Genomic DNA, 11,728 nt, shown 5'->3' with positions numbered 1-11,728 from the left:
TTCATGAACCGCAACGTCGTCCTCAAGCTTACCGGCGTCGAGCGCCATTACGGGCAGGGCGATACGCTGCTCACGATCCTGAAGGGTGCGGATTTCTCGCTGTCTAAAGGGGAAATCGTCGCCCTTGTCGCCCCCTCCGGCACAGGCAAGTCGACCCTGCTGCATGTCGCAGGCCTGCTCGAGCATCCCGACGGGGGCGAGGTTACCATTAACGGCCTTGCCTGCGATGGCCTTTCCGATGAGAAGCGCACGGCGATCCGCCGACGCGAGATCGGCTTCGTCTATCAGTTCCATCACCTCCTGCCGGAATTTTCCGCGCTTGAGAACATCATGATGCCGCAGCTGATCGCCGGCCTGTCCTGGAAGGAGGCCCGGGAGCGAGCCGGCCAGCTTCTCGATTATATGCGCATCGGCCATCGCGGTTCGCATCGCCCGGCTGAACTTTCCGGCGGCGAACAGCAGCGCGTCGCGATCGCTCGCGCCGTCGCCAATGCGCCGACGCTGCTTCTTGCCGACGAGCCGACCGGCAATCTGGATCCGGAAACGGCAAGCTACGTCTTCGATGCGCTGGAGGCGCTGGTGCGCCAATCCGGCCTTGCCGCCCTCATCGCCACCCACAACCATGAACTTGCCGGCCGCATGGATCGGCGCGTCACGATTTCGGACGGCAAGATCGTCGACTTTTGAGACGGCTATCCATGGCTGTTTGGTTGACCACCTCACCCTAACCCTCTCCCCGTAAACGGGGCGAGGGGACTTGCCCAGCGAGAGGTAGGTGGGGAACGGAGGGGTCGCGGCCATATCCCTTCGCCCCGCAAGCGGGGAAAAGGTGCCGGCAGGCGGATGAGGGGCTGATCTCGCCGACCTCCTGGTCGGACATCAGGGGATAACCAGCCCACCGCGATAATCGAGCACATAGGCCTTCCGGCCATCGACCATGACGCATTCCTGGCCGCTGAAGCGCGCACAGCCGCCGTCGCTGTGGTCGACATAGCGGCCGAACGGATGATCGAATTCCATTCCGCCAAGAAAGCGGCCCTCCCGATACATTGCCGACAGCGCTGCCTTGATTACCGTTCCGGCGGCACTGCCGTCGATCAGATCAGGCGCGACAACGCAGCCGAAATAATTCATCGCCCAGACGGGTTCGCCGGCAAACCAAACCACTTCCTGTCCGGCGAAGTCGGTGCCGCCGAAGTAGCTGTCCAGATAGGACCAGTCGCCGCGCTCGTAGCCGATATCGTGAGCGCCCGGCCGGCAGGGCGGGCGAGGCACACCACCGCCGACATAGGTCGCGGCCTTCGCCTCTACGATGAAGTCCTTCAGCATCACGGTGTCGAGCATTATCATCTTCCTCCTGCCTCATCTGATACGGATATAGCAGAACGATGAGAACATAAGAAGAACAAAAGAGTGGGCATCGCCCGATCGCCTGGGCGCAGGTGCATCAGACATCGGGTGCGCCGTACGGATCCGTTCGGCCGGCGATGTCGAGCCGGTCGCGGAGCGTGTTCAAAGCCAGCGCTGAGGGCGAGGTTCGATTCGCAGTCCGGGGCAGGCAGTTCCAAACGCAAGCGCGAAGGAAAAGATTCCTGTTGACATCGGAACATAGATGGAACAAATTAAAAACATAACGAGTAAAGGAGAGCCAGATGACTGACATGATCCGTGATATCGCAGCATTCACCTCCATCGCAATGTTCGTTGCCAGCTTCTCGCTGATCGTCATCGCGATCTAAAGTTTTCAGGGGATCGCATGGCAGTCATGCGGTTCGCATGCGGGTCTTCTTCTGGACATCATTGCCCTCAATGCCGACAATGCATCCGATTCATTTCGGCTGATTGGGAAGGCATTTCATGGCGGACACGGAAAAGGGTTCAACGGGTGAGGCGATCGGCGGCACGCCGGGCTTCATCCACTTGAGGGTCCACTCCGCCTACTCGCTTCTTGAGGGCGCGCTGCCTCTGAAGAAGATCCTCTATAAGGCGACCGGCGATAGTCAGCCGGCGATCGCCATTACCGATACCAACAATCTGTTCGTCGCCCTTGAATTCTCCCAGAAGGCAATGGACGAGGGCCTGCAGCCGATCATCGGCTGCCAGGTCTCCATCGACATGGAAGACGGATTGGAAAGTGAGAAGCGCGGCGGTCAGCAGGCCCTGATCAAGCTGCCATCGATCGTTCTACTTGCCGCGACGGAGGCCGGTTACGAAAGGCTGGTCGATCTCGTCAGCCGCGCCTATCTCGGCGGCGATAGCAACCAGGCCATACATGTCAGAGCCTCCTGGCTGGAAGAGGCAGGCACGGAAGGTCTGATCGCCTTGACCGGCGCCCTGACCGGACCGGTCGACGCGGCTGTCAGGGAAGGTCATCCCGGCCAGGCGGAAGCCCGGCTGCTCACGCTGAAGCGTCTCTTCGGCGACAGACTCTATGTCGAACTGCAGCGGCACGGCACCTACGACAAGCGGCACGAGCAGAAGATCGTCAGGCTTGCCTACACGCATGACCTGCCGCTCGTCGCCACGAACGAGGCCTTCTTTCCGACCCGCGACGATTACGACGCCCATGATGCGCTGATGGCGGTTGCGCATAACGCCATCGTCTCCGACGACAGTCGCTTTCGCCTGACGCCAGATCACTACCTGAAGAGCCGGGCCGAGATGGCCAAGCTCTTTGCCGACCTGCCGGAAGCGCTTGAGAACACGATCGAGATCGCCAGGCGCTGCTCCTTCGTGTTGAAGACAAGAAAGCCGATCCTGCCGCGCTTCACTGGCGCCACCGACGATGCCGAGGAGGCCGAACGCGCCGAGGCGGGCGAATTGCGCCGCCAGGCGGTGGAAGGGCTGGACATGCGGCTTGCCACGCTCGGCATGTCGCGGGGTTACGAGGAAAAGGATTATCGTGAGCGGTTGGAGTTCGAGCTCAGCGTTATCGAGCGCATGCGCTTCCCGGGTTACTTCCTGATCGTTTCCGACTTCATCAAGTGGGCCAAGCAGCATGATATTCCCGTCGGTCCCGGTCGCGGTTCGGGCGCCGGTTCGCTGGTCGCCTATGCATTGACCATCACCGACGTCGACCCGCTGCGCTTCTCGCTGCTCTTCGAGCGCTTCCTCAATCCGGAACGCGTCTCGATGCCTGACTTCGACATCGACTTCTGCCAGGACCGTCGCGAAGAGGTGATCCGTTACGTCCAGGCGAAATATGGGCGCGAGCAGGTGGCGCAGATCATCACCTTCGGTTCGCTGCAGGCGCGCGCCGCACTTCGCGACGTCGGCCGCGTGCTGGAAATGCCCTATGGTCAGGTCGACAAGATCTGCAAACTCGTGCCGAACAATCCGGCCAATCCGACGCCGCTCTCTAAAGCGATCGAAGAGGAGCCGAAGCTGCAGGAGGAGGCGGCGAAGGAACCGGTGGTGGCGCGCCTGCTCGACATTGCCCAGAAGATCGAAGGGCTTTATCGCCACGCCTCGACGCATGCCGCCGGTATCGTCATCGGCGATCGGCCGCTGTCCAAGCTGGTGCCTATGTATCGCGATCCGCGCTCCGACATGCCGGTCACCCAGTTCAACATGAAATGGGTGGAGCAGGCCGGCCTCGTCAAGTTTGACTTTCTCGGCCTGAAGACGCTGACGGTGCTGAAGGTCGCCGTCGATTTCGTCGCCAAGCGCGGCATCAAAGTCGATCTTGCGGCCATTCCTCTCGACGACAAACCGACCTACGAGATGCTGTCGCGCGGCGAGACGGTCGGCGTGTTCCAGGTGGAAAGTGCCGGCATGCGCAAGGCGCTGATCGGCATGAAGCCGGACTGCATCGAGGACATCATCGCGCTGGTGGCGCTCTACCGTCCGGGCCCGATGGAAAACATTCCGACCTACAATGCTCGCAAGCATGGCGACGAAGAGCTGGAATCGATCCATCCGATGATCGATCACCTGCTCAAGGAAACGCAGGGCGTTATCGTCTATCAGGAACAGGTGATGCAGATCGCCCAGGTCCTGTCGGGCTATTCGCTTGGCGAAGCCGACCTTCTGCGCCGCGCCATGGGTAAGAAGATCAAGGCGGAGATGGACCAGCAGCGCGAACGCTTCGTCGTCGGCGCGGTCAAGAACGGCGTCTCGAAGCCGCAGGCCGACAACATCTTCGAACTCTTGGCGAAGTTTGCGAACTACGGCTTCAACAAGTCGCACGCCGCCGCCTACGCCATCGTCTCCTACCAGACGGCCTATATGAAGGCGCATTATCCGGTCGAGTTCCTCGCCGCCTCGATGACGCTCGACATGTCGAATACGGAAAAGGTCAATGATTTCCGGCAGGACGCCAAGCGCTTGGGCATTGAGGTGATTGCGCCCTCGGTGCAGACATCCTTCCGACATTTCGAGACCGGCGACAACCGCATCTATTATGCGCTCGCCGCTTTGAAGGGCGTCGGCGAATCCGCCGTCGACCACATCGTCGAGGTGCGCGGCGACAAGCCTTTTGCCAGCATCGAGGATTTCTGTCTGCGCATCGATCCGCGCCAGGTGAATCGTCGCGTGCTCGAAAGCCTGATCTATGCCGGCGCCTTCGATTGTTTCGGCACCGACCGCGCCCAGCTTTCCGCCGGCCTCGACCGCATCCTCGGTTATGCCCAGCGCGCCCAGGAAAACAAGCTGAGCGGCCAATCGGACATTTTCGGCAGCGCACTAAACTCGGGCCCGGAGAAGATCTCCTTGCCGCCCTATTCACCCTGGCTGGCATCGGAGCGGCTGCTCAAGGAGTTCCAGGTGCTGGGCTTCTATCTGACGGCCCACCCGCTCGATTCCTACAACAACATCCTGCAGAAGATGCGTGTGCAGACTTTCGCCGAGTTTTCAGCGGCGATCAAACAGGGCGCCGCCAATGCACGCCTTGCCGGAACGGTCATCTCCAAGCAGGAGCGCAAGACCCGCACCGGCAACAAGATGGGCATCATCGTCTTTTCCGATTCTTCAGGCCAGTTCGAGGCGGTGCTGTTTTCGGAGATGCTGAACCAGTATCGCGACGTGCTCGAGTCCGGAACATCCTTCCTGCTGACAGCAACCGGTGAGGAGCGGCCGGAAGGTATCGGTCTTCGCATCCAGACGATCCAGTCGCTTGAGGAAAAGTCGCTGCAGATGCAGAAGGCGCTGCGCGTTTATGTCCGCGATTCCGGGCCGCTGAAGATGGTTGCCGGCCATCTGAATGCTAAGGGTGACGGTCTGGTTTCCTTCATTGTCATCAAGGAGGGGGGCAAACGCGAGGTGGAAGTGGCGCTGCCGGAGAAATACCGCATCACCCCCGAGATTGCTGCCGCTCTTCGCGCCGCCCCCGGCGTCGTTGACGTCGAGCTTGTCTGATCAACCCAGTTGATCCTGATCGACCCCGTTGATCTCGTCACCCACGGGTGATCGTGATGAAATCCGTGCCTTCGCCGGTTTCCCGGCCAAGGCCGGTGTCGGAGATCGTCAGCGTCGAGCCGGGCGCGATCAGTGCGTCGATCCTGCGGCGGGCCTCGTCGGGGATCGTGATGCGGCTCAGCGAAAGGCCAATCGGCTTGCCCATGACAATGGAGCTTTCCTGGCTGGTGATGCCGAGTCGTTTCATCGTCTCGCGGGAGAGGTTGTTGCTAAGTGTGACGCCGAACCAGTCCGCCGTTCCGGCCTGTTCATCGACCGCATGCAGCGTGAAAAAATGCGTGCCGAGCGCCAATCCCGGATCGGCGATCGTTACCGGCGCTTCGAAAATCGGCTTGAAGGCCTGCCGCACCATGATGACGCCGTTCGGAGGCTCGCCCTTGCCGGCTGCGGAATAGACCGATGTGAGAAGTCTGTCGGAGACCAGGCTCCTGTCGCCGGCAAATTCCGTCGGCCGCAGCATCTTGAAGGCGTTGATCGCCTGCACGGTCGACGGACCGAGCAGCCCGTCCGGACTGCCGGCGGAAAAGCCGAGCTGATTGAGTAGCGTTTGAATGTCGATCACCGTTTCGCGCAGCGTTCGCCGCGTGACGAGCATGCTGATCGGCTCGGACGGCGGCCGGACCTCCGGCGCGGTAACCGGCGATGCCGCCGGCATCGGCATTGCGGCGGTGTCGTTCATCGCCACCTGCACCGGTGTCCCGGGACTGACGGGGATGGAGGGCCGCAGCTCGACATCCGAAAGGAGCGGCATCGCTGCCGGCGCATCGGGGCGGAAAAGGTTCGGATGGTCGATCGGCTGCGGCACCAATTCGTCGTCGCTGATGATGACGGGAATGCCGGGCTCGGTCATTCGGTAGAGCATTTTTGCGAAGGCGCCGGGCATGCGTACGCAGCCGTGCGAGGCGGGATAACGCGGCACGGAATTGGATTCGTGCAGCGCGATGCCGGACCATGTCAGCCGTTGCATGAACGGCATCGGGGCGGCCGAATAGAGGTTGGATTCGTGGTATTTCTGCTTTTCGAGCACCGAGAAAATGCCGCTCGGAGTCGTATGGCCGTCCTTGCCGGTCGAGACCTTCGAGGTCGCGACGACGTCGGTGCCGTCATAAACCACAAGCGACTGCTTGTTCTTCGAGACGAAGATCTGCAGCGTGCGTGCATCCGCGGCAAGAGCAGGGTGCACGAGTGCGGTGGCCGACAGCAAGCCGAGGCCGAAGACGAGACGCGAGAACATGATACCCAACCATACGCAATACTGGCCCGGCACATTATGAGACGAAGTTTAAGGAAGATTTTAAACCCCGGACTCATCGGCTTGCCCGGAACGGTGCAGCGGTTCCGCGCTGACGACACGCATACATAAAAGGCAAAGCATGCCGGATGAATCAAAGTTTGATCTGTTTGGTCTAAGGTATTGCTTTTATTTTGCATCTCTAACAAGCGCGCACCGCGAGATGTTCTAGTGATCGCGCTTGCCGCTGCCGAAGGTGTAGCCGGTTTCGACCGTATTCTTGCCGAACTTGTCGCGCAGCTTGTCCATCGCCGCTTCGGCCGCCGCCCGCCGGCCTGACTGCCGGTCGATCAGATCGGGCGGATCGGCGCGGGTGGCATCGCCGAGATCGGTGACGCCGATGCCGATCAGGCGGAATTTCGTACCGTCCGTTTCCTTTTCGAGAAGTTCGAGCCCGATGCGGAAGATCCTGTCGGCAAGCTGGGTCGGGTCCTCGAGCTTGCGGTTGCGGGTGCGCGTCTTGAAGTCGGCGCTCTTCATCTTCAGCACCACCGTCCGGCCGGCGATATCGTTTTTCTTCAGCCGCCAGGAAACCTTTTCGGAAAGGTTGCGCAGGATCGGCACCAGATCGTCGTGGCGCGAGATGTCGTCGAAGAAGGTCGTTTCGGCCGAAACGCTCTTGGCGGCGTCGTTGAGATGCACCTCGCGGTCGTCGATGCCGCGCGAGAGCCGCGCAAGGCGCTGGCCGATACTGCCGTAGCGGCGCATCAGGTCATTCTCCTCCATCTGCTGTAGCTGGCCGATGGTGCGGATGCCGTCCGCCTCCAGCGTCGCAGCAAAGGCCTTGCCGACGCCCCAGATGGTGGTGACGGGACGCGGCGCCAGAAATTCCACCGCTTCTTCACGGCCGACGACGGAAAAGCCGCGCGGCTTCTGCAGGTCGGAAGCGACCTTGGCGAGGAATTTGCAATAGGAAAGCCCGACCGATACGGTAATGCCGATTTCCTTTTCGATGCGGCGAGCGAATTTGGCGAGCGTACGCGCCGGTGGATCGTGATGCAGTCTCTCCGTGCCGCCCAGCTCCAGGAAGGCTTCGTCGATCGACAGCGGCTGCACCAGCGGTGTCAGCTCCTGCATCAGTGCGCGCACCTGGCGCCCGACCCGGACATATTTTTCCATGTCCGGGCGTATGACGATGGCCTGAGGGCATGCCTCCAGCGCTTTGAACATCGGCATCGCCGAACGCACGCCGTGGATACGGGCGATATAGCAGGCAGTGGAGACGACACCGCGTTTGCCGCCGCCGATGATGACCGGCTTGTCGGCAAGTTCGGGATTGTCACGCTTCTCGACCGCCGCGTAGAAGGCGTCGCAATCGATATGCGCAAGTGTCAGTCGATAGAGCTCGCGATGGCGCACCAGACGCGGGCTGCCGCAGGATAGGCAACGACGCGCCTCACCCTTCTGCTCGGCAAGGCAGTCGCGACAGAAGCCGGGTGTCTTGTCAGGCGCGGGCGTCATGGTGAGAACAAAGGTTGAACGGCGCGACACTACGCCTTAAGCTTATGAGTCACAAGAGAGGACGGGAGCTTTGCCTTTGGATAAAGATCTTCGTGTCGAGCCGGTGACGGCAGACCGGTGGGGCGACTTCGAGACTCTGTTCGGCCCGCAGGGCGCTTTTTATAATTGCTGGTGTGTCGCGCTGCGCTTGCCGCATGCGGTGAGGACGACGATGACGGCCGACGAGCGCAAGGCGCATATGCGCGAACGGATCGGGGCCGGGCCGCCGCCGGGGATCATCTGTTATGCCGATGGCGGACCGGTCGCCTGGGTGCAGGTCGGGCCGCGCCACGACGTGCCGCAGTTCAATTCACCGCGCACCGTCTCGCGGCCGCTGGAGGAGGATGATGCGCGTGATCCCTCTATCTGGGCTGTCAGCTGCTTCTTCCTGCTGCCGAAACTGCGCGGCAGCGGATTAAGTCATCGCCTGCTCGCCGGCGCGATCGACCATGCCCGGCGCCAGGGCGCGCGGCTGCTCGAAGCCTGCCCGATCGATCATGCGAAGCAGTCGAAATCGGTGACGCTCTGCATCGGTTCGACGGCAATCTTCGAGGCAGCCGGTTTCGAGACGATTGCCAGACGCAAGGACGGCCGTCCGCTCATGCGGCTGGAACTCCGCGGTTGATTGTGCCGGAAAGGAAGTGGGCCTCGATCAGCTCGGCCGCATGCGCCCAATCGGTGGCGCGGGTGATGTCGTCGGCTGCCGCCGGAGCGAAACGATGGACGGGCGAATCCGGCATCAGGTGAATGAGCAGGCAATTGGGGACGTGATCCCTGACGGAATGCAGATTGCGCGCCATATCGTCGATAAAGGCAACGGGAAGGGAGCGGCTGGCATGCAAGGCGTGGACGATCGGCCCCTTGGGCTCTTCGCTGGCAAGCAGCGGAAAGAGCAGACCCATCCTGTCGAGCAGGCGACGGCGCTGCTCCTGGAACCGCGGCTGCATGGCCGTCAGAAACAGGACATCGGCCTCCCGCGAAAGCCGGTCGAGCGTTTCGACTACGCGGTCGAGCGGCGTCTGCCACAGCTCCTGCGCCTCGAAGAATTCCTCGATCAACCGGCTGACCTGCTGGTCCCCGATCTCCGTGCCGTCCACTTTCGAGACGATGTTGCCGTGAAGCTTGAACGAGCGCGGCAGAAACGCGTGACCTTGGCTCTGAAGAAAAAGCTGGAAGGGGTCGATGAACCGCAGCACGACATCGTCGACGTCGCAGACGATCAGCGGCCGCTCGCCGAGCCGGATGTGCGAAACATCGAACTCTGTCACGCTCAGTATTCTCCCGAATCGAGCCCCGGCGAGGAGAAATGCCGCCAGGCGGCCGTCACCGTCTCCGGGCTGAGGCCACTCGCCGTGCAGAAGGCCATCGCCGTCGGTTCGTGGTTCATCAGGAAGTCCATCATGCCTGAGAGGAAGCCCGGATCGTTGACTGCGTTGCGCACCTGCTCGGGCGCCACGCCGGTGAGTGCGAGGAAGCGGCCGAAGATGTCGGGATCGGCGGCAAGCCAGCCGAGCACGGCGATGGCCGTCTCGTGCGGGTCGGCCGCCTGTTGTTTCGAAGTCTTGAAGTTGCTTTGCATTTCGAGGGGTAAGTTACCTTTTCTTCAACCAAATACCGCTAGCGTGCGCTATCGGTTTCACGGAGCTATTCATCCGCATGTGCATTTCTCATGGGACGAACGACTGCGCGAACGGACGTAGGGACAGCTTGTCATGCCCAAACAGGTAATGATTGTAGAAGATAACGAGCTCAACATGAAGCTCTTTCGCGACCTGATCGAGGCGTCCGGCTATACCACGATTCAGACGAGAAACGGCATGGAGGCGCTCGATCTGGCGCGCAAGCATCGCCCCGACCTCATCCTCATGGATATCCAGCTTCCCGAGGTCTCCGGCCTCGAAGTCACCAAATGGCTGAAGGAAGACGACGAACTGCATGTGATTCCCGTGATCGCCGTCACGGCTTTCGCGATGAAGGGCGACGAGGAGCGGATCCGCCAGGGTGGCTGCGAGGCCTATGTTTCCAAACCGATCTCGGTTCCGAAGTTCATCGAGACGATCAAGACCTATCTGGGCGATGCCTGACGCATCGGAAAGAAACTTATGACCGCGCGAATACTGGTGGTTGACGATATTCCAGCCAACGTGAAGCTGCTTGAAGCGCGGCTGCTCGCGGAGTATTTCGACGTGATGACCGCGGCCGACGGTCACGAAGCGCTGGCGATCTGCGAGCGCAATCAGGTCGACCTGATCCTGCTCGACATCATGATGCCCGGTATTGATGGCTTCGAGGTCTGCGAGCGGCTGAAGGCCAGTCAGAAAACCGCCCATATTCCAGTCGTCATGGTCACCGCACTCGACCAGCCGGCCGATCGGGTACGCGGTCTGAAGGCCGGCGCCGACGATTTTCTCACCAAGCCGGTCAATGATCTGCAGTTGATCTCGCGGGTGAAGAGCCTGCTGCGGCTGAAGACGTTGAGCGACGAACTGCGCATCCGCGCCGACACCGCTCATACGATGGGCATGGGCGACCTCATGCGGGCAGCCGAAGGCCGTGGCGACGAGGCCGGCCAGGTGCTATTGGTCGACGGCCGCGCCAATTCTCAAGAGCGCATCGTCAGGGCGCTGAAGCCCATCGCCGATGTGCTTGCGCTCTCCGATCCGCAGGCCGCCCTCTTCGAGGCGGCCGAGAACGCGTTCGATCTCGTCATCGTCAATGCCAATTTCGACGATTATGATCCGCTTCGGCTCTGCTCGCAACTGCGCTCGTTGGAGCGCACACGCTTCCTCCCGATCCTGATCATCACCGAGCAGGGCACCGACGACATGGTCGTCCGCGCGCTTGATCTCGGCGTCAACGACTACATCATCCGCCCCGTCGATCCCAACGAACTCGTCGCCCGCAGCCTGACTCAGATCCGTCGCAAGCGTTATAACGATCGTCTGCGCGCCAGCGTCAAGCAGACGATCGAGCTTGCCGTGACCGATCCACTGACTGGTCTTTACAACAGACGTTATCTCGACAATCACCTGAACGTGCTCTTCAACCGGTCGATGGCGCGGGGCCGGCCGCTTTCGGTGCTGATCACCGATATCGACCGTTTCAAGCAGGTGAACGACACATACGGCCATGACGGCGGCGACGAAGTGCTGCGCGAATTCGCAAACCGCGTCCGTTCAACTATCCGCGGCGCCGACCTCGCCTGCCGTTACGGCGGGGAGGAATTCGTCGTGGTGATGCCGGACACCTCGCCTGAAGTTGCCGCAGCCGTCGCCGAGCGCCTGCGCGCGGCTGTCGAAAGCGCTCCCTTCATGCTGAAGCGCTCAAGTGAAGCCCTGGCCGTCACTGCGTCCTTCGGCATCGCCTCGCGCTTCGGCGCGGTGCTGACGCCGGACCAACTGATGAAGCAGGCCGATCTGGCTCTTTACCAGGCCAAGAATACCGGCCGCAATCGCGTGGTCGCAGCGGCTGCCTGACGAATCACTTCGGACGCCATACGCGCCATTTGCGGTTTTCCACAGC

10 protein-coding genes are annotated in these 11,728 nt (G+C 61.4%); 5 read left to right on the top strand and 5 right to left on the bottom strand.

What is annotated here, in order from left to right:
• The first annotated feature begins 3 nt into the window (after positions 1-3).
• Entirely contained in the window at positions 4-687 is a 684-nt protein-coding gene (locus tag FHT70_RS05340) for an ABC transporter ATP-binding protein (RefSeq protein ID WP_097598359.1), read from the top strand.
• Between the two features lie 192 nt (positions 688-879).
• Here FHT70_RS05340 and FHT70_RS05335 read toward each other — a convergent pair whose 3' ends face one another.
• Positions 880-1,344 carry a DUF5680 domain-containing protein gene (locus tag FHT70_RS05335; protein WP_183699433.1) on the bottom strand — a complete coding sequence of 155 codons (465 nt, stop codon included), beginning with the start codon at positions 1,342-1,344 and terminating at the stop codon, positions 880-882.
• 513 nt (positions 1,345-1,857) lie between these two features.
• On the opposite strand from FHT70_RS05335, the gene dnaE reads away from it, so the two are divergent.
• A complete protein-coding gene (gene dnaE / locus FHT70_RS05330) occupies positions 1,858-5,355 on the top strand; it encodes a DNA polymerase III subunit alpha (RefSeq protein WP_183699432.1) in 3,498 nt (1,165 codons plus the stop codon).
• Between the two features lie 37 nt (positions 5,356-5,392).
• On the opposite strand, the gene FHT70_RS05325 is transcribed toward dnaE, so the two are convergent.
• Together FHT70_RS05325 and FHT70_RS05320 are read right to left on the bottom strand one after the other, a co-directional pair.
• Complete coding sequence (locus FHT70_RS05325; protein ID WP_183699430.1) at positions 5,393-6,649, bottom strand: L,D-transpeptidase family protein; 1,257 nt, start codon at positions 6,647-6,649, stop codon at positions 5,393-5,395.
• Between the two features lie 225 nt (positions 6,650-6,874).
• Positions 6,875-8,167, bottom strand: coding sequence for a DNA polymerase IV (locus tag FHT70_RS05320; protein WP_097598355.1), 1,293 nt, complete (start codon positions 8,165-8,167; stop codon positions 6,875-6,877).
• A gap of 76 nt (positions 8,168-8,243) precedes the next feature.
• On the opposite strand from FHT70_RS05320, the gene FHT70_RS05315 reads away from it, so the two are divergent.
• The gene (locus tag FHT70_RS05315; protein WP_183699428.1) at positions 8,244-8,831 is read left to right on the top strand and encodes a GNAT family N-acetyltransferase; all 588 of its coding nucleotides are present in this window, start codon (positions 8,244-8,246) and stop codon (positions 8,829-8,831) included.
• On the opposite strand, the gene FHT70_RS05310 is transcribed toward FHT70_RS05315, so the two are convergent.
• Positions 8,806-9,480, bottom strand: coding sequence for a hypothetical protein (locus tag FHT70_RS05310; RefSeq protein ID WP_183699700.1), 675 nt, complete (start codon positions 9,478-9,480; stop codon positions 8,806-8,808). The genes FHT70_RS05315 and FHT70_RS05310 overlap by 26 nt on opposite strands.
• Positions 9,477-9,785 carry a DUF3572 domain-containing protein gene (locus FHT70_RS05305; RefSeq protein WP_183699427.1) on the bottom strand — a complete coding sequence of 103 codons (309 nt, stop codon included), beginning with the start codon at positions 9,783-9,785 and terminating at the stop codon, positions 9,477-9,479. The genes FHT70_RS05310 and FHT70_RS05305 overlap by 4 nt, the downstream gene beginning before the upstream one ends.
• A gap of 133 nt (positions 9,786-9,918) precedes the next feature.
• Here FHT70_RS05305 and FHT70_RS05300 point away from each other — a divergent pair, with 133 nt between their 5' ends.
• Together FHT70_RS05300 and FHT70_RS05295 are read left to right on the top strand one after the other, a co-directional pair.
• Positions 9,919-10,290: a response regulator gene (locus FHT70_RS05300; RefSeq protein WP_003547430.1), complete on the top strand. Its 372-nt coding sequence runs from the start codon at positions 9,919-9,921 to the stop codon at positions 10,288-10,290.
• Positions 10,291-10,308: 18 nt separating this feature from the next.
• Entirely contained in the window at positions 10,309-11,682 is a 1,374-nt protein-coding gene (locus FHT70_RS05295; protein ID WP_183699426.1) for a PleD family two-component system response regulator, read from the top strand.
• Positions 11,683-11,728: the final 46 nt, after the last annotated feature.

Origin of the sequence: Rhizobium sp. BK049 (assembly GCF_014193135.1) — a bacterium.
Taxonomy (GTDB): Bacteria; Pseudomonadota; Alphaproteobacteria; order Rhizobiales; family Rhizobiaceae; genus Rhizobium.
The sequence above is the reverse complement of the archived record's forward strand: the minus strand, read 5'-3'. Positions and strand labels throughout refer to the sequence as shown.